Below are 25,218 nucleotides of genomic sequence, written 5' to 3' on the forward strand. Positions count from 1 at the left end.
TTTCAGAATTAAGGAGTTAAGATGCCACCATTTAGTTTCAAATTTTTCCTATCGGTTTTTGGTGAGGTACTGCCTTATTTTCCAGTAACGCTACTCATCATTGTTACATCGATAATTTTTAGTTCCTTATTAGGGGCATTGGTGGCTAGTGGGCAACTTAGTCGATCACCAATATGGAGAACCTTGTCACAAGGTTATGTTTTTGTACTGCGCTCTACGCCACCCATCGTTTTGTTGTTTTTAGTTTTTTATGGGTTACCTAAATTATTATTGCTATCCTTGAATATTAATATCAATGATTGGCAAAAATCGATTTTCGTCATTATCGCGTTATCCTTACTGTTTGCGTCAAATTTAGCAGAAGTGTTTAAATCTGCCTATTTATCTGTGAACACTGGGCAACGTGAAGCGGCATTGATGGTGGGCTTATCAGAATGGCAGACATTTTATCGTATAACCCTACCACAAACAATCGTAGTCGCCTTACCCAATTTCGCAAATACTGTCGCCGCATTAATTAAAGATGCAGCTTTGGCATATGTCATTGGACTACTAGATATGATGGGTGCAGGTGATAATCTGATTTCTAGGAATTTTGGACACCACTCACTTGAGACATATTTAGCGTTGGCCATTATTTATTGGATTTTATTTGTAATCATTGAGCAAGGCGCGAAGTATTTAGAAAGATATCTTGGTAAAAGCCGTGCAATTGCATCAAATCCTGCGGAGGTTGTCGCATGAATGTACCATTTTTAATTCAAACTTTCTGGTCGGCTATAAAAGCTGTGCCAATAACATTATTAATTACCGGTGCGTCATTGCTCATTGGTTTGCCGCTTGGCTTTTTATTGGCATGGATTAAAATTAGAAAAATTCGTATACTTTATCCGCTCGTTGTCGCATACACATCTCTCATGCGGGCCACGCCGATGGTATTACTGATTTTACTGTTTTATAGTACATTACCAAGCTTGTTGAATGTCTTAGTTAACCAAAAACTACACTGGAATGTCAAGGTGTTCGATACTAATCCCATTATTTATGCCATTATTGTTTTTGCTTTAATTGCAGTTGCAAATTTATCGGAAGTATTTCGATCAGCAATTTTGACGATTGATCCTGGACAAAAAGAGGCAGCTTTAATGGTTGGGTTGACGCCAATACAAGCTTATTATCGTATTATTATTCCACAAGCATTGGTTTCGGCTGTGCCTAACATTGGTAATTTAACGTTAAACATTTTAAAAGGCACTTCGCTTGCGTTCATGATGACGGTTCAAGAAGTAACGGCGGTTGCTAAAACAGCAGCCTCATATACTTATGATTACACGGAAGCTTATATTGATATTTTTATAATTTACTTTATTTTAGGAACGATACTGCAAATCATTTTTAAATATCTGGAACGTTACTTAGGTCGACATAAGCTACGCGGAACAGTTGTATAGGGAGAATAACATGTTAAAAGTCAGAAATTTCAGAAAAAAGTATCATGAACATGAAGTATTGAAAGGAATTGATATTGAAGTTAACCAAGGGGATGTAGTAGCATTACTTGGACCATCAGGATCTGGTAAGACTACGTTTTTAAGAGGGTTAGCTTTTCTAACACCGGGAGATTCTGGTGTTATAGAATTTGATGATCAAAAAATAAGTATTGAATCGGCAACGCCTGTTGATATTAAAAAGTTGCGACAAAAGATGGGCTTCGTTTTTCAAAATTTCAATTTGTTTGCTAATAAGACGGCCATACAAAATGTCGAAGAAGGGTTGATTATTGGGCATAAGGAGCCAAAAGAAATAGCTCGAAAAAAAGCGCAGGAAGCCTTACAAAAAGTAGGTTTGTTGGAATTTGCCAATCATTATCCAAGTCAATTGTCTGGTGGACAAGCGCAGCGCGTAGGAATTGCTAGAGCAGCAGCTTTAAATCCGGAGATTATTTTATTGGATGAGCCGACGAGCGCGTTAGATCCCGAGTTAGTAGCAGATGTTTTGCAGGTGATTAAACAACTAGCTGATGAAGGGAAAACGATGATTGTCGTCACTCATGAGATGGCTTTTGCTCGTGATGTGGCTGATAAAGTTGTTTTTATGGATAAAGGTTTAGTTGTAGAGGAAAATGAACCCGTTGAATTTTTTGATAATCCTAAGTCGCCACGTTTGAAAGAATTTTTAAGTCGTATTAGCGCTGCCAATGTTGCTGACAACAGTTTTGAGTATGAAAAGGCTAATCAAAAATAAGTTAAACGCGCTCTTTAGACTTGCAGCAGCATCTAGCGGAAAATGTTTCACGTGAAACGGATAAAAATATTTAATTGGTTACTAGCGATTGGCTTGTTTTTCAGGTAAACTAGATACTATGGAAAACTTTCAAGAACAACTAAAGAACCGACGTACTTTTGCGATCATCTCCCATCCCGATGCTGGTAAAACAACCTTAACTGAGCAATTATTGTTGCATGGTGGAGTGATTCGTGAAGCCGGAACAGTTAAAGGCCGTGGGTCGAACAAATTAGCTTCATCTGATTGGATGGCGATTGAGCAGCAACGTGGTATTTCAGTAACGTCATCTGTATTGCAGTTTGACTATGAAGGTAAACGAATCAATATTTTGGATACACCGGGGCACGAGGACTTTTCAGAAGATACCTATCGTACTTTGATGGCTGTGGATTCAGTAGTCATGGTAGTCGATGCCGCCAAGGGTATTGAGCCACAGACTAAAAAGTTATTTGAAATTGTCTCACAGCGTGGAATACCAGTCTTTACGTTCTTTAACAAAATTGATCGTGACGCTCGCCCAGCACTTGATTTGGTTGACGAGCTTGAAACTGTATTAGGAATTCAAGCTTACCCAATGAATTGGCCAGTCGGCTCCGGCCAGGTTCTGCAAGGCATTTATGATTTGCAGGCTGACCAACTTGTGCCCTTTAAGAATGCTACAATTCATTCCGAGATCGTCGATGAGGCGATGGATGAAATTGAATTGTTACGTGATGCGGGTAATCCATTTGATGAGGATAAAATCGCTCATGGGCAATTAACACAAGTATTCTTTGGCTCAGCGTTGGTTAATTTTGGTGTAACAGAATTCTTGCGTGAATATTTGACGTATGCACCAGCCCCAGCAGCGATGACGACAGTTGATGACAAAAAAATTAATCCAGAAGACGCCCAGTTCAGTGGTTTTGTATTTAAGATACAGGCCAACATGGATCCCAGACATCGAGACCGTATTGCATTTGTGCGGATCGTGAGTGGGGAGTTTAATCGCGGTATGGATGTGTTATTACAACGGAATGGCAAGAAATTAAAGCTCTCGAACGTGACACAATTTATGGCTGAAGAACGTGAAAATGTCCAGACAGCAGTTCCTGGTGATATTATTGGTGTCTATGATACGGGGAATTTCCAAATAGGTGATACAATCTACTCTGGAAAGAAAGCTGTACAGTTCCCTGATTTGCCAACATTTACACCTGAATTGTTTAACCGTGTGGTTGCCAAGGATGTGATGAAGCAAAAGTCATATCATAAAGGGATTGAACAACTCGTTCAAGAAGGAACAATTCAACTTTATAAATCATGGAACGGCGGCGACTACATTATTGGCGCTGTTGGACAATTGCAGTTTGAAGTGTTCCAGTTCCGTATGGAAAACGAATATAATGTTGAAATTCAATTTGAACCCATTGGTTCCAAAGTTGCTCGCTGGATAAAGCCAGAACAATTAGACGAGAAAATGAGTTCATCACGTAATTTACTAGTAAAAGATCGGTATGATGAACCAGTATTCTTATTCGAGAATAAATTCGCCTTGAATTGGTTCCACGATAAATACCCTGATGTTGAATTAGAAGAAAAAATGTAAAAACACCAAGCATATTGGAACGTCTGTGGACGTTCTTTTTTAATATCGTAATATGTTAGAATATAGTAACAAGAATATTGGAGAAAATCATGTCATATTATACACAACAACTTTTTAATGGCCAACGCGATCGTATTTTGCGTGTTGTTGATTCAGATGATGCTACACAAGCAACTGCTGGTTTTATTCATATTTTTGACGAACGGCGAGCTTTTGACTTTGAATACGCTAAAGAATTAACGAATGGTGAAATCACACAGGAACAGTTTGATGAGGAAGGAGAGTCGGTTAACACATTTAGCGTTAACTTTATGCCCCTAGCGCATGCTGAAGAGGAAGAAATTCCTAATGAATTGTTTGAGGAATGGGCTGGCCTAATTGGCCGTGAATATGCATTGGTTCCCAACTTACATATGAATATGTATCAACAGTCTCTGAAACCTGAAATTGAGGAAATTGATAAGGATCTTTTCGAAGAAAGATTGTTAGAATTAGTTACACGTGTTCTTGGATCTTCTGTTGTTGGATTTGAAGAAAAAGCTTTGACACTTTACCCAAGCTTTTTAGTACAAGAGCAACCTGAACAATCCGAACAAAAAGGGCCATCAACCCAGATAATATTACCAGAATAGTGAATATATGGATTGATGAATAGTATATTTAGCTAATTTAGCGAACGTTTTGTAAGCATTATCGTTAACGTTCGTTTTTTTTTATGGTACAATGTCTGGGTCGATAAGACAAATAAAATCGGGGTAGATTGGTGCGCGTTAAGTGCAGCGGAGACGGAATGTGAGCCGCTGACGAAACAAACATTCATTGCTAGCATTTTTTTCGTGTTAGCAATGAATGTTTGTGCGGTGCATCAGTCACATTCACCACTATATAAGGTGAACACTCCACTCGGAGGTTCTATAGCATGGAAAATACAACACGAACGTGGGTTTTCCCAAAACTAGATACGCGCCAATTCGTTTTATTGGCGATGTTGATGGCACTTCACATGGTGCTGAGCAGGCTGACAGTCGGCACTAATGTACTTCAAGTAAGCTTTGCATTCGTAACGATGTCTCTGATTGCTAAATGGTATGGTCCATTGTGGTCTATGTTAATTGCGGCAATATTAGACGTTATCGGCGCAACAATTATTAATCCTGGTGCATTCTTTGTGGGATTCACTTTTACAGCAATGATTAGTGCGTTAATTTATTCACTGGCTTATTTCAAGCATGACAAAACAAGCTGGTGGCGAGTAAGTGTTGCTGTGGGGTTGGTATTATTAATTGCTAATATTGGTTTAAATTCCATTTGGTTGGTTATGATGTATCATACAGCACACGATTGGCCTTCATTTTTAGCCTTTATTACACCACGTGTCATTAAGAATTTAATTATGTTTCCCATTCAAGTGGGTATTTCGTATTTTCTTTTAAATAATCAGGTTATTAGTCACACCACAAAAAAGATTTTTAGTTAAACAGCTTCGGCTGTTTTTTTGAAAGCAGAGGTTTTAATATGGTAAATGAATTTCCACAAGTTTTAACAATAGCAGGTTCTGATTCAGATGGATCAGCAGGGATGCAGGCAGACTTGCATACATTTTTCATTAGAAAAACATACGGTATGAGTGTGTTAGTTGCTGCTGTGGCTGGTAACTCATACGGTATTCATGCTGCGGAAACATTACCGCTACACTTTGTTGACAAACAGTTTGAGGTTCTTGCTGACGATTTTAAAGTTCGCGCTAGTAAGACAGGCATGTTATCAGATGCTAGCTTAATTGAAGCAGTGGTAAAAGCTTATAAACAGTTTGACTTTGGTCCTTTAGTAGTTGATCCGGTAATAACAACAAAACATGGTGCTCAATTGTTAGAGGCAGCGGCCTTTGAGGCACTAAAAGAAAAACTTCTACCACTGGCAACAGTTGCAACACCGAACTTTTTTGAGGCACAATTGCTAACTGGACGTACTATTGATAATGAACAGCAACAGACAGCTGCTGCAAAAGATATTCAATCTCTGGGCGTTCAAAATGTTATTGTCAAAGGATGGCATAATCAAGATAAACAAAATGAGGTTGCTGACTATGTTCTTCTCGCGGATGGCTCTGATTTTTGGTTAAGGCACCCGTATTTTGATACTACACACATCAATGGTACTGGGGACACTTTAAGCGCTGCTATTGCTGCTGAAATTGCTAAGGGGAAAGACGTTGCAACAGCTATTCGCATTGCCCACGATGTGACGGCAACAGCGATTGAACATGAAATTGCTGTTGGACATAAGTTTGGACCAATTAATCACTGGGCAGCTCAAGACTATAATAAAAAAGAAGACAAATAGTTTGTCTTCTTTTTTATTATGATGCACCGGTGATATCACCATGAACAAGTCGTTTGAAAATATGACGATCCGCCCAAGCGATATTACGTCCCTGTAAAAGGAAGGACATGACAGTGCCAATACCGAGCGCCACGATTTGATGGCTAATGATGAGACAAATAATCGAAATACCAATTGCAACAGCGAAATTACTCATTTGAGCTTTACTAGCATTGCCACGGAAATAATCAAAGCGTAAGATATTCGTCAGGTCATCTAAGGGGTGAAGAATCCAATTAACACGCTGGTATATGGAAATAGCCACGCCAATTGTCCAAATACCAAACAAGTCAAGAGGAATACGCCACCACCAACTAAGTTGACGAATGCCCAGCGAGACAAAGTAATTGGCGAATACGCCAACTAAAATACTAAACGCCATACCGAAGAAAATATTGCCGAGTAATCGTAACCAATTGATACGCATGGCTAACCACATATTTAAGAATGCCACAGAAACAGCTGTAATAGCTAAAAAGATACTAATTTGCCAGCCAGTGGTGTTAGATAAGTTAGCGGCGCTTGCAGTCCATGGGGCCGAACCCATGGCGCTAGCCACACTTAATCCATTACCAAATGAGTTAATGATTAAAGAGATAAAAAAGAAACTAATTTTTTGTTTATATCCCAGTTGATAAAATTGACCATCTATATAGTACATTGTGTAATTTTTTCCTTAGTTGATTATCTTCTTATTATAGCATTAAGAAAGGTGCTTAAAGATAGTTTACAAAATCACAATTAAGGTATAGAATATATGCATTAGAAAATTGTGAGGAAAAAAACAATGTCAGAAAATAAAGTCGCTTTGGTAACTGGAGCTGGTCAAGGAATTGGACAGGCAATCGCAGAACGATTGTCAAAAGATGGGTTTAAGGTTGCCTTAGTTGGACGTCATATTGAAAAAGTACAAAAAGTAGCTGATGAAATTAATGAAAATGGTGGTGAAGCCATTGCTATTAAGGCTGATGTGGCTAAACGTGATGAAGTTTTTGCAGCCGTCAAAGAAACGAAAGAAAAGTTCAATGGTTTTGATGTGATTGTTAACAATGCGGGTGTTGCGCCTACGACACCAATCATGTCAGTAACGGAAGATGATATGAACTGGACATGGGGCATTAATGTTAATGGTATTGTCTGGGGAACACAAGCTGCGACAGAAGCCTTCAAGGAATTTGGTCATGGTGGCAAAATCATTAATGCAACATCGCAAGCTGGTGTGCAAGGAAATGCTAATTTGACTGCCTATGGATCAACAAAATTTGCCATTCGCGGTATTACACAAACAACAGCTAAAGAGTTAGCAGAATTTGGTATTACAGTAAATGCATTTGCGCCTGGAATTGTGAAAACACCGATGATGGAAGATATTGCTCATGAAGTAAGCGTGAACGCTGGTAAAGACGACGAATGGGGAATGGCACAATTTTCAGAAGGAATTACCTTAGGACGACTAAGTGAACCGGAAGATATAGCAAATGTGGTTTCCTTCTTGTCTAGCTCAGATTCAAACTATGTGACAGGCCAAACATTAATTGTTGATGGGGGTATGGTATTTAGTTAAATTCAATATATAACTTTAAAGGCATCTCAATTTCTTTAATTGAGGTGTTTTTTTGTGCACTAATCTAAATATGTGATTTATTGTACAATATATATATTATTATGTTAGCGCTAACAAAAGCTTTTAAATAAGGGTTTAAGAAACATATTCAAAAAAGGTTGCTTTTTAAAAAAGAATGATATATACTTATATTGTTAATAAATGAGCAAGTAAAGGAGCAAAGATTATGGCAGAAGCAATTGCAAAGAAACCCGCAAAAAAGGTTTTGACCCCTGAAGAAAAAGCGGAATTACAAACACAAGCTGAGAAGATGACTGAGGTATTGATTGAAAAATCACAAAAGGCATTGTCTGAATTTTCAACATTTTCGCAAGAACAAGTTGATAAAATTGTTGCAGCTATGGCCTTGGCAGGTTCTGAGAATTCACTTCTGTTAGCCCATGCTGCTCACGACGAGACTGGACGTGGGGTTGTGGAAGATAAGGATACGAAAAATCGTTTCGCCTCAGAATCAGTTTATAACGCTATTAAGTTTGATAAGACTGTGGGTGTTATTAGTGAAGACAAGATTCAAGGTAAGGTAGAATTAGCAGCCCCACTTGGTATTTTGGCTGGAATCGTCCCAACGACAAATCCAACGTCGACAACTATTTTCAAATCAATGTTGACAGCAAAGACACGTAACACAATTATCTTTGCTTTCCATCCCCAGGCTCAAAAAGCATCGGTTCTTGCTGCAAAAATTGTTTATGATGCTGCTGTTAAAGCAGGCGCACCGGAAAACTTTATCCAATGGATTGAAAAGCCTTCACTTTATGCAACAAGTGCGCTGATACAAAATCCTCACATTGCTTCAATTCTAGCTACTGGTGGGCCATCAATGGTTAATGCAGCTTTGAAGTCAGGAAATCCATCCATGGGTGTCGGTGCTGGAAACGGTGCAGTTTATATTGATGCAACTGTTGACACAGATCGTGCCGTGTCCGATTTGTTGTTATCAAAGCGTTTCGATAATGGCATGATTTGTGCCACAGAAAACTCAGCCGTTATTCAAGCACCAATCTATGACGAAATTTTAACTAAGTTACAAGAACAAGGTGCATACCTTGTTCCTAAGAAAGACTACAAGAAAATTGCTGATTATGTCTTTAAGCCTAATGCAGAGGGATTTGGTATTGCTGGTCCTGTTGCTGGTATGTCAGGACGTTGGATTGCTGAGCAAGCAGGCGTAAAGATTCCTGATGGTAAAGATGTACTTTTGTTCGAATTAGATCAGAAGAACATAGGTGAAGCGTTATCTTCTGAAAAGTTATCGCCATTACTTTCAATTTATAAAGTTGAGAAGCGTGAAGAAGCTATTGAGACTGTTCAATCCTTGTTAAACTATCAAGGCGCAGGGCACAACGCAGCAATTCAAATTGGTTCACAAGATGATCCATTCATTAAAGAGTATGCTGACGCTATTGGTGCATCACGTATTTTGGTTAACCAACCTGACTCAATCGGTGGCGTTGGGGATATTTATACAGATGCTATGCGTCCATCGTTGACACTTGGTACCGGATCATGGGGGAAGAATTCATTGTCTCATAACTTATCAACATACGACTTACTTAATATTAAGACCGTGGCTCGCCGCCGTAATCGTCCTCAATGGGTTCGTTTACCTAAGGAAGTTTACTACGAAGCCAATGCCATTACTTACTTACAAGACTTGCCTACTATAAACCGTGCATTTATTGTCGCTGATCCTGGTATGGTTCAGTTCGGATTTGTTGGCAGAGTACTAGGTCAACTTGAGTTACGTCAAGAACAGGTTGAAACAAATATCTATGGTTCAGTTAAGCCTGACCCAACTTTGTCACAAGCTGTTGAAATTGCTCGCCAAATGGCAGACTTCAAACCAGATACAGTTATTTTACTTGGCGGTGGTTCGGCACTTGACGCTGGTAAAATTGGTCGGTTCTTGTACGAATACTCGACACGCCATGAAGGAATTTTAGAAGATGACGAGGCGATTAAAGATCTATTCTTAGAACTACAACAAAAGTTTATGGATATTCGTAAGCGAATCGTTAAGTTTTACCACGCACGTTTGACACAAATGGTTGCGATTCCAACAACTTCAGGTACTGGATCAGAAGTCACACCATTTGCCGTTATTACAGATGATGAAACACATGTAAAGTATCCACTAGCCGATTATGAATTGACACCGGAAGTTGCTATTGTTGATCCAGAATTTGTTATGACCGTACCACAACACACGGTATCTTGGTCAGGATTAGATGCTTTGTCACATGCTTTGGAATCGTATGTCTCAGTGATGGCTTCTGAATTCACACGTCCTTGGGCATTACAAGCTATTAAGTTGATTTTTGATAACTTAACAAATTCATACAATTATGATCCTAAACACCCAACTAAGGAAGGTCAGAATGCACGCACAAAGATGCACTATGCGTCAACATTGGCTGGTATGTCATTTGCGAATGCCTTCTTGGGACTTAACCACTCACTAGCACACAAAACTGGTGGAGAATTCGGACTACCTCACGGTATGGCAATCGCTATTGCAATGCCACATGTGATTAAGTTTAATGCGGTAACAGGAAATGTAAAGCGCACACCATACCCACGATACGAAACCTATACAGCACAAAAAGATTATGCTGATATTGCACGTTACTTAGGTTTGAAAGGTGAAACAGATGCTGAATTGGTCGATGTATTGATTGCAGAAATCAAGAAGTTGGCTGCATCAGTGGGTGTCAATCAAACACTATCTGGCAACGGTGTTTCAAAGCATGACTTTGATACAAAGTTAGAAAAGATGATTGACTTAGTTTACAATGACCAATGCACGCCGGGAAACCCTCGCCAACCAAGCTTGGCAGAAATTCGTCAATTGTTGAAAGATCAGTTTTAAAAAAAGAGACCTTACAATTAAGTAAGGTCTTTTTATTTTTGACGTTTTGTTAATTTAACAACGCCCTCCCAACGGGCAGTTTGAGGGAACATGTCAATACTTTGAATGTAATCAACTTGGTAGGCTTTTGATAAATCAACCAAATCACGAGCCAAAGTTGAGGCGTTACATGAAATGTACACAAACTTTTCAGGTTGTGTGCGCAAAATTTCTCGACGCAGTGCAGTGTCTAAACCTGTGCGTGGTGGATCAACAACTAATGCATCAGCTATCCATCCTTCTGATTGCCATTTAGGAAACAGTTTTTCAGCCGTACCCACTTCATAGTGAGCATTATTAATATGATTTAAAGTAGCATTTTGATTAGCATCATCAACTGCTTCGGGGATAATTTCCATACCACGAACTTCGCCAGCCTTGTCAGCTAAGGACAGACCAATTGTACCTACACCAGCATATGCATCGACTAGTTTATCAGCGTGCGTCAAATCAAGTGCTGCCAAGGCTTGGTTATAAACTACGGACATTTGCGTATGATTTAACTGCATGAAAGCACGTGGTGATAATTGGAATGTTTTCCCGAGAACCTTTTCTTCGATGTAGTCCTTACCCCAAAGCTTAAGTGTCTCTTCGCCCCAAACGAGGCTAGTACGACCAGGATTATAATTTTGAAAAATACCAGTAACTTCTGGTAGGGCCTGATTGATTGCTTCAATCAGTGCGGTATCTCCTGGGAATCCATCTGTGTTTGTGATAAATGTTAGTTGAACTTCGCTGGTTGTCTGAGATACACGAGCAACAATAGTTTTTACCGTACCTCGATTTTTATCTTCATTGTAGATTGAGACAGATAATTTATCGAGTAACTCACGAACGGTACGCATGACTTTCATCGTGGCTGGGGTTTGTGTATGTACAACCGGTAAATCAACCAAATCATGGCTACCACGTTTATACATACCGACACTCAGTTTATCGCCAATTTTTCGAACAGGGAATTGGGCTTTGTTACGGTATTCATACGGATGATCCATGCCGATTGTGTCACGTATGTCATAATTAGACCAGCCCTTCGGTTGGAATTTTTCAAGCGATTGAACGAGTACATCTTTTTTGAAGCGTAATTGTGCTGGATAATTCATATGCTCCAATTCAAATCCACCAACACTATCTGCGAATTCATCAAGCGGTTTCACTCTATCCGGAGATTTCTCACGTATTTTCAAGACTTTAGCGGCGATATATTTTGGTTCTACTTCAGTAACCTTTACAACAGCCACTTCATCAGGTAAAGCGCCAGGTACAAATACAATCTTACGTTTAAAGTAGCCAATTCCTTCACCGTTAATACCGAGGCGCTTGATTGTTAACGGGAAGTTTTGGCCAACACGTACGTTGACACCTTCACTCGTGTTGCCTCTTGGTGCGCCAGACTTACGGGGGTCAAAGTTTTTACCATAATATGGTTTTTTACCGTTATTGTTGCGACTTTTTTGATAAGGCCGCTTGTTTTGTTCTGTCATATTCATCTTTCTGCATTGCAATGCCCAAGGTTCATTATTATGTAACCATCATAACATGATAGCATGAAAAGTCAGGAGATGGGGACTACGAATGTTTGATAAGTGTGATAATAGAGTCGATAAATGTTTTGAAATAGTAGTAGTATCCAACTTAAAGCCAACACAAAGGCAACAATCTCGAAGGTTGTTAGAGACAGATAACCTACCCATTGAAATAAAATCATACTGGTTACTAGGATTGCACAGATGATATAGGATGTTGCTTCGAATTCACGCGGTGCATTTGGTAGTAGCCAGCGGTTGCCCAACATCATAATTAAAATAAAGTAGATTAAAAAATTGGCCATTTGGTCATGCAAAATATGAAGACGTCCAGCGTTGTTTGGAAACAGACCGACACCAGCTAATGACAAAGCCGATAAATTTAGCAATATGCGCAACGTAATGAGCCGTCGGTTGTGACGCAGAATTTTTTGTAAAGGAACGAATAGATAGTCTACTAACGCCAACCAGATTAACCCAGCTAGAATCAAAGTTGCGTTAAACTGCCAAGAGTCCAGCGCATTATCAGTTCCTAAAAAACTTAGGTTATATTGCCACCACATACGCGAGCTATTTGTAACCATCGCTGTTAGTACACCGCCAATGATAGTCATTACAAAAATTGAAGTAATGAATAAGGTAGAGATTGATAACGCTGAATAAATCATTAAAAAGTTAATGATTCCGTTAAACATGGTAAATAGCGCAATTGACGTGAATAAATCAAACGATGCGGTTTGAAATAAGTAATTAATTGCCCAAAAGAATCCTGATGTCACAAAAGCTAAGATAATAGCAAAAGCTACGGTTAAAGCTGGTAAGACGCGCCAACTGGTTTTACGACGCAGCTTATCAATTTGTTGTCGTTGTTGCTGAAAGTATATTAAAAGGAACATGAAAATGCCGCTGATCTCACTTAACATAATGACGGCACTAGCGATAGAGTTGTCGCCACCCAAAGGGATACGAAACATTTTTTCCTCCACGGCATAAATTGTGAAAATGATTGCCATCACCATAGAAGGAATCAAAAAATGTCGCAACGACAATGTTTGACGTTCATTAGGATTATTTGTCTGCTGTATGATCAATTGTCCGTTTCTAAGCGTGAGATTTAGTGGTTGATTGTGTTTTAAATGTAGCTCGCTAACAATTTCATCAGGTAACGTAAGTTGATATGGTGTCTTTGACATAATTCTCTCCAATATGTTCTAGTTTAGCATGTTCATAAAAGAAGATTGAAAGAACATGTATTTTTTAATATTTTGTATTTATATATCACATTTGTGTTATAACAAATATGTGGTATAATATAGATGTAGAGAGGAACAGAAAAAGTAGCAGATGTGCCTCAGAGACCTCTCGAGTTAAAGGAGATGTGGATAAATGATTAAACGCAGAAACTTTATTAACGACTTTGTACACAATCGCGTACGAGGTCAGACTGAATAGGATGGCGATTAGCAATGAGATTTGATATAAAGGCTTACTTAGATGATAATTCACTAACAATTTACCGCGTAGCAAAGGAATCTGGTTATGGATACACAACGATACACAAGTCGTTTAACAAAACACAATCAGATGCCACGAGCCTAAACATGCGTGATTTAGATGCTCTGGCTAAGGTGCAACATAAACAAATGTGGGAAGTGCTGAGGGAATTAGAAAAACTTTATTTTGATGAATGATAAACGTGCTTGGGGTAAGCACAAGCACATAGAAAACTAAAAGGAGATTTTAGACTATGGCTAACAATGATTTTTTCAATGATCCATTTGGATCAGACATGAATGACATTTTTAATAACATGATGGGCAATATGAACGGCATGAACTCTGAGAACCGTCGTTATTTGATTAACGGTCGCGAGGTTACGCCGGAAGAGTTTGTTCAATATCGACAGACTGGGAAACTACCACAAGGTCTTCAAGCAGCCAATGCTACAAACGGTCAGCCAGTAGCACAACAAGCTGGGCAACCTGGACAAGTAAAGCAGGAAGGAATGCTGGCAAAGCTTGGACGTAACTTGACGAAAGAGGCTCGCGACGGTTTGCTTGATCCAGTCATTGGACGTAACAAAGAGATTCAAGAAACGGCTGAAATTTTAGGACGCCGTACAAAGAACAACCCAGTGCTAGTTGGCGATGCTGGTGTTGGTAAGACAGCAGTGGTTGAAGGTTTGGCACAAGCGATTGTTAATGGGGATGTCCCAGCAGCAATTAAGGACAAGGAGATTTACAGTATCGATATCTCTAGCCTTGAAGCTGGTACTCAATTCCGTGGTGCTTTTGAGGAAAATATCCAGAACCTTTTGAAAGAAGTTAAACAAGCAGGCAACGTTATCTTGTTCTTTGATGAGATTCATCAAATCTTGGGAGCTGGTTCAACCGGTGGCGAAGATGGCGGTAAAGGACTAGCTGATATTATCAAGCCAGCTTTGAGTCGTGGTGAAATTTCATTAATTGGTGCGACAACGCAAGATGAATATCGTAACACGATTATGAAGAACGCTGCACTAGCTCGGCGTTTTAATGAAGTGACTGTGAATGCACCATCACCTAAGGATACGCTTGAAATCTTGAAGGGGATTGCGAAGTTGTATGAAAAGCATCACCATGTTTCATTGCCTGAAAACGTATTAAAGGCAGCAGTTGACTATGCAGTACAGTATATTCCACAACGTTCATTACCAGATAAGGCGATAGATTTGCTTGACATGACAGCGGCTCACCTGTCAGCTAAGAACCCAGTAACAGATAAGGTAAGTTTAGAGAAGCAGATGAGCGATGCTAAAGCAAAGCAAGAAAAGGCTGTTGCTGATGAAGACTATGAGGCCGCTCTAAAGTACAAGAACCAGATTGCTGATTTGGAAAAGAAAGTTGGTAGCGCTGACGAAGCTAAAAAGGTTGAGGCAACGCCTAATGATGTGGCCGAATCAGTAGAACGTTTGACTGGTATTCCTGTGGCACAGATGGGTGCGTCAGATATCGAACGTTTGAAGACAATTGGTGATCGTTTGGCTGGTAAAGTTATTGGTCAAGATGAAGCCGTAAGTATGGTCGCTAAAGCCATTCGTCGTAACCGCGCGGGATTTGATGAAGGAAACCGACCAATTGGTTCGTTCTTGTTCGTCGGTCCAACTGGTGTTGGTAAGACGGAGTTAGCAAAGCAACTAGCTTTGGACATGTTTGGTAGCAAAGATAACATTGTTCGTTTGGATATGAGTGAGTATTCGGATTTGACAGCGGTATCTAAGTTAATTGGTACGACCGCTGGGTATGTTGGCTATGATGACAACAGCAACACACTAACTGAAAAAGTTCGCCGTAATCCTTATTCAATTATTCTCCTTGATGAAATTGAAAAGGCCAATCCACAAGTACTAACGTTGTTATTACAAGTGATGGACGATGGTCGCTTAACAGACGGTCAGGGAAACGTCGTTAACTTCAAGAACACGGTCATTATTGCAACATCTAACGCTGGATTTGGACACAATTCGAGTGATGCAGATCAGGATTTGATGGCTAAGTTGGCGCCATACTTCCGTCCAGAGTTCTTGAACCGTTTTAACGGTGTGATCGAATTTAGTACGTTGACTAAGGATGATTTGAAGCAAATTGTTGATTTGATGTTAGATGATGTCAATAAGACATTGGCTAAGAAAGACTTGACATTACATGTGTCTGACGAAGTTAAGGATCACTTGATTGAAGATGGTTATGATGAAGCCTTAGGTGCACGACCATTGCGTCGAGTAATTGAGCAACAAATTCGTGACCAAGTAACGGACTTCTATTTGGATAATCCAGGTGAAAAATCCTTAAGCGCAGACTTGGTTGATGGCAAAGTTGTCATCTCGGCTGTTGTTGAGAAGACTGCGGTTACTAACTAATGTTTGAAAAAACCACGTTCGTGTACAAAACGTGGTTTTTATTTTGCTTTCAATGAACAATTTATTCAGCATGGTATAATGAATTCATTAAACTAAAGGACGTCTACATGATTATTCAACATGCAATTCTCCATATACTGGATACGAATACAGGTAGTCTCATTGCATCGCAAGGAGAAATGAACGTCGACAATGTTGGCGTTCATGAATATATTGAAAAGCTGGTTAATAAAATCTATAAAGGTGACATCAAGACAGGAAATTTATTACCAGATAGTTATCTGGACAAGATGATTAAACAATCGGATTTTCCGGAAGTAACGACACAAATGGCCACTAAATTATTTGATACGATTGCTGCTAGTGAGTCTATTCCAGCTGGTGATTTGTTAAGTTTTCAGGCTACAATTGATGAAGGGCCAATCTTTGGATTAATCAAACTCAATTTTGGCGCTCGTTATGCTCACGCAGTAGAGTACGAAGATGACCAGATGGTGAATAACTTGGTGCTTAATCAGTCAATTTTACCGGCTGCAACGCAAACAGTTGATGAAGCTATTTTGGTAAATGTCGATGATGGCAGCTATCAATTGTTGGAAAAGAAACAATTGATTGACGGGCATCGTGTTCCTTATTTTTCAGAAAATTTTTTGGAAATAAAACCTGAAGTTTCAGCAAAAGAAAATATCCAAGTCATTAAGCGTACAATTAAAAATATTGCTGAAAAATATGATGAGCCAGAACATGAGGTACTGGCTGCAACGCAGGAAGTGATTTACAATAGTTTAGCAGAGACGGGTAGTATTAGCACGGATGTTATTGCAGAAAAGGTGTTTGGTGATAACATCACGGCTAAACAAGAATATCAAGAAAAGCTGACTGAGAAATCATTGCCAACGGAAGTTTCGGTTGTTAATTCCGAGAAGTATGAGAAAAAGTATCGAACACAAAAATTTAAACTCGATTCTGGAATTGAAATTTCTATTCCTGTTCATGTTTACCAGGATTTGAGTAAAGTTGAATTTGTCAACAATGCTGATGGGACAATCACCTTAATGATTAAAGATATCGCATCAATATTAAATAAGTTCAATGTGTAGAGGAGAAAATAATGCCTTATCAAGATTCTTATGTTGCTAAAATACGCGAAAAAATTGGGCACGACTTTGAGCTCGTGATGCCTACGATAGATGTGGTAATTGCCAATTCAAAAGGTGAACTTTTGATGATTTATAACCGTGATTTTGATGGTTGGGCCTTTCCAGGTGGTTATATTGAGCCAGAAATGTCATGGCAAGAAAATGCAGCACGAGAAGCTTTGGAAGAGTCTGGCATTCGTGCGAATGCAAAAGATTTGCAATTGATTGGTTCTGTTTCAGGAGAAAACTATCGTACGCAATATCCTAATGGTGACCGGGTTAAGCTCTATACAAATGTGCTTTTGCTGACAAAATGGTCAGAAGAGTTAGATAAGATAGACGATACAGAGATTGACGGAAAAAAATGGATGACACCGCAAACAATTGATCATGTTCATTTAACCTTTTCCGGTCGAGCAGTGTATCAGGCATATCGTCAATTCCAAGAAACGAAACAAATACAATTGTTAACCATCAATAGTGAACTGCAGCGTTTTTTGGATGCGCAGGATGGTTGCATTGCTGATGTGAATACGTATGAGGATGCAATTAATGAATTGACTGCCGGTCAAAAAAGAACACATTGGATGTGGTTTGTATTACCACAACTTCGTGGGCTAGGAACAAGTGAACGTGCGACGTATTATGGTATCAAAAATGCCAAAGAGGCTCGTGAGTATCTAGCAGATGATGAATTACGTACTCGCTTGGAGAAAATTTTAAAAATTGTATTGACTATTGAATCATCAGATCCAGTTGCCATATTTGGACAAGTAGACGCTGAAAAGTTTCGTGCCAGTGTGACGTTGTTTGCACAAGTTGCAGAAACACCTGATTTGTATCAGCAAGTTTTAGTGAAATATTTCAATGGTGACTTACATCAACCAACACTAGACTTATTAAACAAATAAAAAAGGCGACTAAGTCGTCTTTTTTATTTGTTTATACTGTTGTTTTTGGCGCGTGCAATACTAGACCATGCTCTGGTGTTCGAGCATTAATAACGATATCTTCAACCTTGAAAATATGTGCCAATTCACTTTCAGTAAATCTATTTTTCTTTTCAGCGATTTCACGCAAAGATTTTCCAGTGCGCAGAGATTCTTTAGCAATTTTAGCGGCTTCTTTGTAGCCAATTATTGGCGCCATCGCGGTTGCAAAGCTCACCGACAAATCAATGTCTTGTGACAAGCGATGTTTGTTTACTGTAATGCCGTCAATGGCATTGATGCGTAGAGTATTCATAGCTTGTTGGAGATGTTCAATGCCAGTGATTAAGCTTTTGAAAATAATGGGTTCAAATGCATTCAATTCTAATTGACCAGCTTCGCTTGCTGCCGTAACGGTGGTATCAAAGCCAATCATTTCAAAGGCGACTTGATTGACAACTTCTGGAATAACTGGATTAACTTTACCAGGCATGATTGATGAACCTGCTTGTTTTGAAGGTAAGTTAATTTCATGTAATCCCGAACGTGGGCCAGAACTGAGTAAGCGTAGATCATTAGACATTTTAGATAGATTAACTGCTAAATTTTTTAATGAACCAGACAGGGCAACATAGGAGTCTAAGTTTGAAGTTGCATCAAATAAATCATGGGCTTGCTCAAGTGGAAGCCCAGTTATGCTAGCTAGGTTAGGGACGATGTGCACTTGGTAATGATAACTTACGTTAATACCGGAACCAATAGCTGATCCGCCCAGATTTAATGTATATAGCTCATTGCGTGCGGCTTCGATACGTTTAAAGTCTCGACGAAGTGGTTTTAACCAAGCATGAAAGGTATTTCCTAAGGTCATGGGCACAGCATCTTGTAGCTGTGTACGACCCATTTTGTAAGTTGTTGAAAATTCGTCGGCTTTGTTACCAAGAGCGTCTACCAATAATGTTAATTCTGAAAAAAGTGGTTCGAGTAGTCGGATAAGAGCAATTTTTCCTGCGCTAGGATAAGTATCATTGGTACTCTGACCCATATTAACGTGGTCATTTGGGTTAACGTAGCCATATTCACCACGTGCACGGCCTACCTGCTCAAGAGCTGTATTAGCAACAACTTCATTGACGTTCATATTGGTACTTGTACCAGCACCACCTTGAACGTCACTAATTGGAAACATTGTAAGATCGATTGGCTGACTTAACAAAATTTTTGTTGCATCAACAATATGTTTAGCAACAGCTCGATCTAGATTACCAGATGTAGCATTTGTTTGTGCCGCAGCCTGTTTAATTTCTAAAAAGGCTCGAATGATTTCTGGATGGGTTGTTTCTTTTGAAATTGGAAAATTATTTAGCGCACGTTGAGTGTGTGCCCCGTAGTAGACATCTTTGGGTACGTTGATTTGGCCGAGTGAATCTGATTCTGTGCGCATATTGCTTCTCCTTACTGGTTATGAGAATATTTTACCGCAAAAAATAACTATACCAATTTTATTTGTTAAGTTTTATGACACCATATTTTTCTTTCTTGATATAGAAAAAAAGCACCCTTTAAGGTGCTTCAATAATTTCAACGCCATCATCACTACCAATGACTACACGGTTAACAACATCAGTGAACAGACCGTGCTCTACAACACCGACCATATTAATTAATTCTTGACCCAAATCACGTGGATCTTCGATAACGGGAACATGTAGATCAATGAGGTAATTTGCCGAATCTGTACGTACAGGGTTGCCATTTTGATCTAAACGCCAAGTAGGATGGAACCCATCTGCAGTAAAGCGTTTAAATAATTGGTCAGATCCATATGGAATAATTTCGACTGGCAAATACTGATTTAGTTTGGATACACGTTTGCTACTGTCTACAACCCAGATATTCTCACGAGAGTTAAACGCAACGATTTTTTCCCATAAAAGCGCGGCCCCGCCACCTTTAATGGCTGAGAAATCATCCGAAATTTGGTCAGCTCCATCAATTGTAAGATCAATTTTATCGACATCATCAACGTTGTACATCGGGATTCCTAGTTTTGCAGCATTGCGCCTTGTCTTTTCAGAAGTAGGGACGCCGACGATTTTTAAATTTTCATTGGCCACGCGTTCACCTAAAGCGGTAATGACTTGAGCAATTGTTGATCCAGAGCCAATGCCCACTACCATACCGTCCTGAACAAAGTCGGCGGCGCGGCGACCAGCAATAATTTTTTGTAAATCCTGTGATGAACTCATGATTTGTACTCAATCTCCTGATAAGTGTCGGGGTAACGTAAAAATGCTTCTTTTACATAAGGACAAACGGGCTTTATTGTCATGTTTTTGGCACGCGCATCAGCAACAATCGTGTCTAACAATTTTTTAGCAACACCTTGCCCACGTAGAGATGGATCCACTACGGTTGAATTAATTGAATAGGTTTGCCCCTCGTTGATTACTGTATAAGTAATCTGAGCGATAACTTTGCCGTTTTTTTCCAAGAAATAACGACCATTTTCGTGTTGGAATTCCATAATAATTTCCTCTCGTTTTATTATAACAGCATAATGATTAGCGGTATTTAATTGAGTGCGTGAAAATTTACTATTTACCTATGATACTAACATAATTTGTGCTTGTCTGTGTTACTTGTTCTGACCATTTTTTAATCCATCTAACATTTTATAATTTAACGTATATTTTTTAAAATAAGGACAATATATCGTATAATAAGGGATAAACTATTTATGAAGAGGTGTACTTATTATGACACGTGGATTTGAGATTGTTAGCAAATATGCTGACGAGAATATTACTGTTCCAAAGCGCAGCACACAGCAAGCAGCAGGTTATGATTTTGAAGCCGCAGTGGATATCACTATCCCTAGCGTTTTGAGTAATAATTTTTTCAAGGGACTTAATATTTTATCACTTGGGAAACTTTCAAAGCTACGTGATAATGAAGATTTGCAAGATATGCTTAAACCGGTACTTATTCCAACGGGTATAAAAGCTTACATGGGGGAAGGTGAATACTTGCAACTTGTTTCACGTTCAAGTGGACCTATTAAAAAACGGATAATGATGCCTAACGCAGTTGGTATCGTAGATGCTGATTATTATAATAATGAGGGTAATGAAGGGGAAATTTTCTTTCAGTTTATTAATTTTGGCCTTAAAGACGCCCATATTAAAAAAGGTGAGCGCATCGGTCAAGGCATATTTTTGCCCTATTTATTAGCTGATGGCGATGATGCTGTGGAAAAGTCAGATCGTAAGGGTGGCTTTGGTTCAACAGGGCAATAATATCTTTTATCATTATGTTAGAACGAATTAAATGAAAGGACTAGGATATCGCTAAAGTAAAAACACAATTTATATGTTCCAACTGCGGTTTTGTTTCGGCGCGGTATTTAGGACGCTGCTCAAATTGTGGTGAATGGGGCACGCTTGTTGAAGAAAAAATCCAACCAGAATCAAATGATCGTAAAAGTCGTGTGAGTCTAGATGGACGCAATGCTAAAGTTGAAAAAATAAACGAGATTACATCTGAAGAGACACCGCGCGTAGCAACTAAGCTTAAAGAACTAAACCGAGTTTTAGGTGGTGGTGTTGTCCCAGGTTCGATGGTTTTGATTGGTGGTGATCCTGGTATTGGCAAGTCAACATTACTACTTCAAGTATCTGGACAACTTGCTCAAGAAGGACGGGTACTATATGTGACCGGCGAAGAGTCTGCCACACAAGTGAAACTGCGTGCCGACCGCTTAGGCGTTGGGCACGATGAGTTTTATTTATATCCGGAAACGGATATGACGGCCGTGAAAAAGCAGATTGAGGAATTACAACCGAATTTTGTTGTTATTGACTCGGTACAAACCATGCAAGAACCTGATGTCTCATCGGCTGTTGGATCAGTGTCACAAATTCGAGAAGTGACAGCCGATCTGTTGCAAATCGCTAAGACTAATAATATTTCTATATTTATAGTAGGGCATGTGACTAAAGATGGCGCCATAGCGGGGCCAAAAATTCTGGAGCACATGGTTGATACAGTATTGTACTTTGAAGGAGATAGTAATTATAAGTACCGCATTCTGCGTGCGGTTAAAAATCGGTTTGGCGCAACAAATGAATTAGGTATTTTTGAAATGCGTAATGGCGGTTTGATAGAGGTAGCTAATCCCTCTGAGATTTTCTTAGAAGAACGTTTATCTGGTGCCACTGGATCGGCAATTGTGGTCGCGTTAGAAGGATCACGACCTATTTTGGTTGAATTACAAGCCTTAGTAACGCCGACTGTATTTGGTAACGCACAGCGTACAGCAGCAGGCCTCGATAGGAATCGCGTGTCATTGATTATGGCTGTATTAGAAAAACGCGCTAACCTATTATTACAAAATCAAGATGCGTATTTAAAGGCAGCAGGTGGCGTGAAACTTGATGAACCAGCAATTGATTTAGCGATTGCTGTTGCTCTAGCTAGTTCGTATCATGATAAAGAATCAAGGCCAAGTGATGTCTTTGTTGGCGAAATTGGTCTAACTGGCGAAGTCCGTAGCGTAGCAGATATTGAAGGACGATTAAAAGAAGCTAAAAAATTGGGATTTAAGCGTGCTATTGTTCCTAAAAATAATTTAAATGGCGTCGAATTACCTCAAGGTATTCAAGTTATTGGAGTAACAACATTAAGTGAGGCGCTTAAAATTGCCTTAGGAGAATGATCATGTCAGAGCATTTCTATCAATAGTTGGCTGGTTATCTTGGGAATGGGGGCACCTACTTTGGCAGCTTTTAAAACAAGTCGATGAAAATGGGCATTACTACGCCCATGATAAAATACGTGCCAGTGACCAAACAAAAAGCCATTTAGGTAAACATTTTTAAATAGCTAAACATAAAAAAGGGCCTTCCTAGAAAGGTCCTTTTTTATTATGAAGGTTGTACCAGCGGTGTGCGCTTTTTTTGGAAAGCAACAATAGCTAGGTGAATAATAATAGCTACGATGCCAATGGTCAGAAGTTGTAGCCAAAGGGTGTGTGTGTTATTGCCACCGTATAAGATGTTGTAATCTGCGCGAATTGAATAGAAACAAGGAGAAATGTTACTCATGACCTTGAAAAAATCAGGCAGGATTGGGCGTGGAATGAGACCGGCCCCTGAAACAACTTGAGTCAGCATGAAAGGCATATTGATCATAATACCAAGTTGTCCAAGAATTAATGAGAAGATTAGGTTGACATTCAATGATGCAAATAACTCAATAGAATGGTTAACCCACAGTTGCCAATAGGTATTACTATCAAAATGAAGCATACTTTTGCTTAGTGCAACAATTAACAGCGGTGCTATCATTGAAATTAAGATAATAGCGATTTCCGTATAAATGTATGCTTTCCAGCGACCTATTAATGGTGAAAATGACTTGTATGCAACGACAATTAACATGGCGCCAATCATGGAACCAATATAAAAAGCTAGTGACATAAAGAACGGAGCCATGCTATGTTGCATACCAGAAGGTGCTTTATTCATTTTTACAATGCTGTAATTGTATGAATTAGCAACGTTTGCATAGGTTTGATTTATTTTTGCTGTAGCAGTGTTTTTTGTTTGTTCAGCTTTTTGTAAAATAGCGTCTTTTTGTGTTGGATTAGCTGTGATTAATGATTTTGTCTCTGATTCTAATTGTGACAATTCGGTGGCTGTTAGAATCCCCTTGCTTTGCTGCAGTAAAACACTTTTTTGAACATGATTACCGACTGATTTGGCGACAGTTTCCATGGCTGAAACTGATGTCATAGGATTGGCGTAGTTGATGTAAAACTTAAGTTCACCTTTAGATTGACCATCTATTTTCTTGAGGTTGGCATTGAAATCTTTTGGAATATCAATAATTAAATAAATTTCGCGATCGTTCAATTGACTTTTAGCCTGTTTCATATTCAAATCAGTTTTGACGTGTTTAAACGGCAAGCTTTTTTTAAGTTGTTTTTTTAATGTAGTGCTGTCCTTATCTTGGTTGACAATGGCAACTGGCAATTGGTTTATTTTGCTGGGCACGACTTTATACCCTGAAAAATAAATGCCAACCATCAATAAGCCGTAGAATAGCACGATAATGAGCGCTCCGATGACACCCTTGCTGACAATAAATTTTTTGAAACTCATGTGGAACTCCTTTTCTTTTGCTGACAATAGAGTAGCACTTATTCGTTTTGCATGCAAGTAGTTGCGTGCATACTAAAAATAGTCTGTCTTTCAAAAGAGAATATGATAATATAACTAAAGAAGAGGTACGAAACATGTCCAAACAACCATCAAAATACGATTTAATTTTAAATGCGTTCATTACATTGTTGATAGAAGTTGGTTATCAATCGGCAACCATCAACAAAATTGCTGAAAAAGCGAATGTCAATCCTAGTACAATTTTTAGAAAGTTTAAAGACAAAGAAGGGTTACTATCAGCTGTGATTGATAGGCATCTCAATGATTTGGCTGCTATTTTTGATGATGCACTGGTTGTGACGGGTGATATTGAGACTGACCTAATCAATATGTCAAGAACGTATCAAGAGTTTCAGGAGAAACATCAAGAAGTTGTTTTGATAGGCCTTCAAGAATCTTTTCGAATGCCAAAAGTGAGTCATGCGGTCGAAGAAATACCAATTCGATTCAGAAAAATCTTACTGCAGTATTTTACAGAGATGAGGGCACAAAATAAAATAAAAAAGTCGGTAGATGTGGAAGCAGCGGTTATGAATGTCATATGGTTGAATTTCGGTTATTTTTTGACTGCGATTCGCTATGACAATCCTGAGTTAATTACTGAACCAGAAGATTTCTACGAAAAGCAAATTCGCTTTTTTGCAAAAAGTTTACGTCCATAAAAACACGTTATAGTGATTGGAAATTAGTATCATGAGTGTTGTATACTAGTAC

At 39.0% G+C, this 25,218-nt stretch carries 23 protein-coding genes and 1 riboswitch; of the genes, 16 read left to right on the top strand and 7 right to left on the bottom strand.

Annotated elements, in window-relative coordinates; genetic code table 11:
- The first annotated feature begins 21 nt into the window (after positions 1-21).
- The 7 genes from RHP64_RS00650 to thiD all read left to right on the top strand — a co-directional run bounded on the left by RHP64_RS00650 (position 22) and on the right by thiD (position 6,217).
- Positions 22-744 carry an amino acid ABC transporter permease gene (locus RHP64_RS00650; RefSeq protein ID WP_011679099.1) on the top strand — a complete coding sequence of 241 codons (723 nt, stop codon included), beginning with the start codon at positions 22-24 and terminating at the stop codon, positions 742-744.
- Positions 741-1,451, top strand: a complete 711-nt coding sequence (locus RHP64_RS00655; protein WP_011679100.1) for an amino acid ABC transporter permease — start codon at positions 741-743, stop codon at positions 1,449-1,451. The genes RHP64_RS00650 and RHP64_RS00655 overlap by 4 nt, the downstream gene beginning before the upstream one ends.
- 10 nt (positions 1,452-1,461) lie before the next feature.
- On the top strand, positions 1,462-2,244 hold the full coding sequence (locus RHP64_RS00660; RefSeq protein ID WP_011679101.1) for an amino acid ABC transporter ATP-binding protein: 783 nt from the start codon (positions 1,462-1,464) through the stop codon (positions 2,242-2,244).
- Positions 2,245-2,362: 118 nt separating this feature from the next.
- A complete protein-coding gene (locus RHP64_RS00665; RefSeq protein ID WP_011679102.1) occupies positions 2,363-3,874 on the top strand; it encodes a peptide chain release factor 3 in 1,512 nt (503 codons plus the stop codon).
- An 89-nt stretch (positions 3,875-3,963) separates the two neighbouring features.
- Positions 3,964-4,506: a hypothetical protein gene (locus RHP64_RS00670; protein ID WP_014324186.1), complete on the top strand. Its 543-nt coding sequence runs from the start codon at positions 3,964-3,966 to the stop codon at positions 4,504-4,506.
- Between the two features lie 117 nt (positions 4,507-4,623).
- A riboswitch (THF riboswitch) is annotated at positions 4,624-4,757 on the top strand.
- A gap of 36 nt (positions 4,758-4,793) precedes the next feature.
- Positions 4,794-5,351: a folate family ECF transporter S component gene (locus RHP64_RS00675; protein ID WP_011679104.1), complete on the top strand. Its 558-nt coding sequence runs from the start codon at positions 4,794-4,796 to the stop codon at positions 5,349-5,351.
- A 38-nt stretch (positions 5,352-5,389) separates the two neighbouring features.
- Positions 5,390-6,217: a bifunctional hydroxymethylpyrimidine kinase/phosphomethylpyrimidine kinase gene (thiD, locus tag RHP64_RS00680; RefSeq protein ID WP_061514754.1), complete on the top strand. Its 828-nt coding sequence runs from the start codon at positions 5,390-5,392 to the stop codon at positions 6,215-6,217.
- A gap of 16 nt (positions 6,218-6,233) precedes the next feature.
- On the opposite strand, the gene RHP64_RS00685 is transcribed toward thiD, so the two are convergent.
- Positions 6,234-6,917: a DUF6198 family protein gene (locus RHP64_RS00685; RefSeq protein WP_011679106.1), complete on the bottom strand. Its 684-nt coding sequence runs from the start codon at positions 6,915-6,917 to the stop codon at positions 6,234-6,236.
- Between the two features lie 126 nt (positions 6,918-7,043).
- On the opposite strand from RHP64_RS00685, the gene RHP64_RS00690 reads away from it, so the two are divergent.
- Together RHP64_RS00690 and adhE are read left to right on the top strand one after the other, a co-directional pair.
- Entirely contained in the window at positions 7,044-7,820 is a 777-nt protein-coding gene (locus RHP64_RS00690) for a (S)-acetoin forming diacetyl reductase (RefSeq protein ID WP_010290041.1), read from the top strand.
- A 226-nt stretch (positions 7,821-8,046) separates the two neighbouring features.
- Positions 8,047-10,749 (top strand): bifunctional acetaldehyde-CoA/alcohol dehydrogenase, encoded by a 2,703-nt coding sequence (gene adhE / locus RHP64_RS00695; RefSeq protein WP_014324188.1) that lies wholly within the window; start codon positions 8,047-8,049, stop codon positions 10,747-10,749.
- Between the two features lie 32 nt (positions 10,750-10,781).
- Here the strand turns inward: adhE and rlmD are convergent, their stop codons facing one another.
- Together rlmD and RHP64_RS00705 are read right to left on the bottom strand one after the other, a co-directional pair.
- A complete protein-coding gene (gene rlmD / locus RHP64_RS00700) occupies positions 10,782-12,272 on the bottom strand; it encodes a 23S rRNA (uracil(1939)-C(5))-methyltransferase RlmD (RefSeq protein WP_025267677.1) in 1,491 nt (496 codons plus the stop codon).
- Between the two features lie 71 nt (positions 12,273-12,343).
- Complete coding sequence (locus RHP64_RS00705; protein WP_011679109.1) at positions 12,344-13,507, bottom strand: AbrB/MazE/SpoVT family DNA-binding domain-containing protein; 1,164 nt, start codon at positions 13,505-13,507, stop codon at positions 12,344-12,346.
- Positions 13,508-13,780: 273 nt separating this feature from the next.
- On the opposite strand from RHP64_RS00705, the gene RHP64_RS00710 reads away from it, so the two are divergent.
- The 4 genes from RHP64_RS00710 (at position 13,781) to RHP64_RS00725 (ending at position 18,262) form a co-directional block, all read left to right on the top strand.
- Positions 13,781-14,005: a hypothetical protein gene (locus RHP64_RS00710; protein WP_011679110.1), complete on the top strand. Its 225-nt coding sequence runs from the start codon at positions 13,781-13,783 to the stop codon at positions 14,003-14,005.
- A gap of 56 nt (positions 14,006-14,061) precedes the next feature.
- Positions 14,062-16,212: an AAA family ATPase gene (locus RHP64_RS00715; protein ID WP_011679111.1), complete on the top strand. Its 2,151-nt coding sequence runs from the start codon at positions 14,062-14,064 to the stop codon at positions 16,210-16,212.
- A gap of 107 nt (positions 16,213-16,319) precedes the next feature.
- Complete coding sequence (locus tag RHP64_RS00720) at positions 16,320-17,312, top strand: nucleoid-associated protein (protein WP_025267678.1); 993 nt, start codon at positions 16,320-16,322, stop codon at positions 17,310-17,312.
- A gap of 11 nt (positions 17,313-17,323) precedes the next feature.
- The gene (locus RHP64_RS00725) at positions 17,324-18,262 is read left to right on the top strand and encodes a DUF1810 family protein (protein ID WP_025267679.1); all 939 of its coding nucleotides are present in this window, start codon (positions 17,324-17,326) and stop codon (positions 18,260-18,262) included.
- 31 nt (positions 18,263-18,293) lie between these two features.
- On the opposite strand, the gene RHP64_RS00730 is transcribed toward RHP64_RS00725, so the two are convergent.
- The 3 genes from RHP64_RS00730 to RHP64_RS00740 form a co-directional block, all read right to left on the bottom strand.
- The gene (locus RHP64_RS00730; protein WP_010292838.1) at positions 18,294-19,724 is read right to left on the bottom strand and encodes an aspartate ammonia-lyase; all 1,431 of its coding nucleotides are present in this window, start codon (positions 19,722-19,724) and stop codon (positions 18,294-18,296) included.
- A gap of 118 nt (positions 19,725-19,842) precedes the next feature.
- Entirely contained in the window at positions 19,843-20,529 is a 687-nt protein-coding gene (gene rpiA / locus RHP64_RS00735) for a ribose-5-phosphate isomerase RpiA (RefSeq protein ID WP_002816154.1), read from the bottom strand.
- Positions 20,526-20,807 carry a GNAT family N-acetyltransferase gene (locus RHP64_RS00740; protein WP_011679114.1) on the bottom strand — a complete coding sequence of 94 codons (282 nt, stop codon included), beginning with the start codon at positions 20,805-20,807 and terminating at the stop codon, positions 20,526-20,528. Before RHP64_RS00740 ends, rpiA begins: the two co-directional genes overlap by 4 nt.
- Positions 20,808-21,039: 232 nt before the next feature.
- Between RHP64_RS00740 and RHP64_RS00745 the strand changes: the two genes are divergently transcribed.
- Both RHP64_RS00745 and radA read left to right on the top strand, forming a co-directional pair.
- Entirely contained in the window at positions 21,040-21,579 is a 540-nt protein-coding gene (locus RHP64_RS00745; protein WP_011679115.1) for a dCTP deaminase/dUTPase family protein, read from the top strand.
- Positions 21,580-21,626: 47 nt separating this feature from the next.
- On the top strand, positions 21,627-22,997 hold the full coding sequence (gene radA, locus RHP64_RS00750; RefSeq protein ID WP_071951759.1) for a DNA repair protein RadA: 1,371 nt from the start codon (positions 21,627-21,629) through the stop codon (positions 22,995-22,997).
- Between the two features lie 208 nt (positions 22,998-23,205).
- Here the strand turns inward: radA and RHP64_RS00755 are convergent, their stop codons facing one another.
- Positions 23,206-24,444 (bottom strand): YhgE/Pip domain-containing protein, encoded by a 1,239-nt coding sequence (locus tag RHP64_RS00755; protein ID WP_025267680.1) that lies wholly within the window; start codon positions 24,442-24,444, stop codon positions 23,206-23,208.
- A gap of 134 nt (positions 24,445-24,578) precedes the next feature.
- Between RHP64_RS00755 and RHP64_RS00760 the strand changes: the two genes are divergently transcribed.
- Positions 24,579-25,166, top strand: coding sequence for a TetR/AcrR family transcriptional regulator (locus RHP64_RS00760; protein ID WP_011679118.1), 588 nt, complete (start codon positions 24,579-24,581; stop codon positions 25,164-25,166).
- The last annotated feature ends 52 nt before the right edge of the window (positions 25,167-25,218 follow it).

The organism is Leuconostoc sp. XM4, from assembly GCF_055698815.1.

Bases quoted from the DNA above. Each gene is read 5' to 3' on its own strand.
- RHP64_RS00650 (WP_011679099.1), top strand. From the start codon at position 22: ATGCCACCATTTAGTTTCAAATTTTTCCTATCGGTTTTTGGTGAGGTA.
- RHP64_RS00655 (WP_011679100.1), top strand. From the start codon at position 741: ATGAATGTACCATTTTTAATTCAAACTTTCTGGTCGGCTATAAAAGCT.
- RHP64_RS00660 (WP_011679101.1), top strand. From the start codon at position 1,462: ATGTTAAAAGTCAGAAATTTCAGAAAAAAGTATCATGAACATGAAGTA.
- RHP64_RS00665 (WP_011679102.1), top strand. From the start codon at position 2,363: ATGGAAAACTTTCAAGAACAACTAAAGAACCGACGTACTTTTGCGATC.
- RHP64_RS00670 (WP_014324186.1), top strand. From the start codon at position 3,964: ATGTCATATTATACACAACAACTTTTTAATGGCCAACGCGATCGTATT.
- RHP64_RS00675 (WP_011679104.1), top strand. From the start codon at position 4,794: ATGGAAAATACAACACGAACGTGGGTTTTCCCAAAACTAGATACGCGC.
- thiD (WP_061514754.1), top strand. From the start codon at position 5,390: ATGGTAAATGAATTTCCACAAGTTTTAACAATAGCAGGTTCTGATTCA.
- RHP64_RS00685 (WP_011679106.1), bottom strand. From the start codon at position 6,917: ATGTACTATATAGATGGTCAATTTTATCAACTGGGATATAAACAAAAA.
- RHP64_RS00690 (WP_010290041.1), top strand. From the start codon at position 7,044: ATGTCAGAAAATAAAGTCGCTTTGGTAACTGGAGCTGGTCAAGGAATT.
- adhE (WP_014324188.1), top strand. From the start codon at position 8,047: ATGGCAGAAGCAATTGCAAAGAAACCCGCAAAAAAGGTTTTGACCCCT.
- rlmD (WP_025267677.1), bottom strand. From the start codon at position 12,272: ATGACAGAACAAAACAAGCGGCCTTATCAAAAAAGTCGCAACAATAAC.
- RHP64_RS00705 (WP_011679109.1), bottom strand. From the start codon at position 13,507: ATGTCAAAGACACCATATCAACTTACGTTACCTGATGAAATTGTTAGC.
- RHP64_RS00710 (WP_011679110.1), top strand. From the start codon at position 13,781: ATGAGATTTGATATAAAGGCTTACTTAGATGATAATTCACTAACAATT.
- RHP64_RS00715 (WP_011679111.1), top strand. From the start codon at position 14,062: ATGGCTAACAATGATTTTTTCAATGATCCATTTGGATCAGACATGAAT.
- RHP64_RS00720 (WP_025267678.1), top strand. From the start codon at position 16,320: ATGATTATTCAACATGCAATTCTCCATATACTGGATACGAATACAGGT.
- RHP64_RS00725 (WP_025267679.1), top strand. From the start codon at position 17,324: ATGCCTTATCAAGATTCTTATGTTGCTAAAATACGCGAAAAAATTGGG.
- RHP64_RS00730 (WP_010292838.1), bottom strand. From the start codon at position 19,724: ATGCGCACAGAATCAGATTCACTCGGCCAAATCAACGTACCCAAAGAT.
- rpiA (WP_002816154.1), bottom strand. From the start codon at position 20,529: ATGAGTTCATCACAGGATTTACAAAAAATTATTGCTGGTCGCCGCGCC.
- RHP64_RS00740 (WP_011679114.1), bottom strand. From the start codon at position 20,807: ATGGAATTCCAACACGAAAATGGTCGTTATTTCTTGGAAAAAAACGGC.
- RHP64_RS00745 (WP_011679115.1), top strand. From the start codon at position 21,040: ATGACACGTGGATTTGAGATTGTTAGCAAATATGCTGACGAGAATATT.
- RHP64_RS00755 (WP_025267680.1), bottom strand. From the start codon at position 24,444: ATGAGTTTCAAAAAATTTATTGTCAGCAAGGGTGTCATCGGAGCGCTC.
- RHP64_RS00760 (WP_011679118.1), top strand. From the start codon at position 24,579: ATGTCCAAACAACCATCAAAATACGATTTAATTTTAAATGCGTTCATT.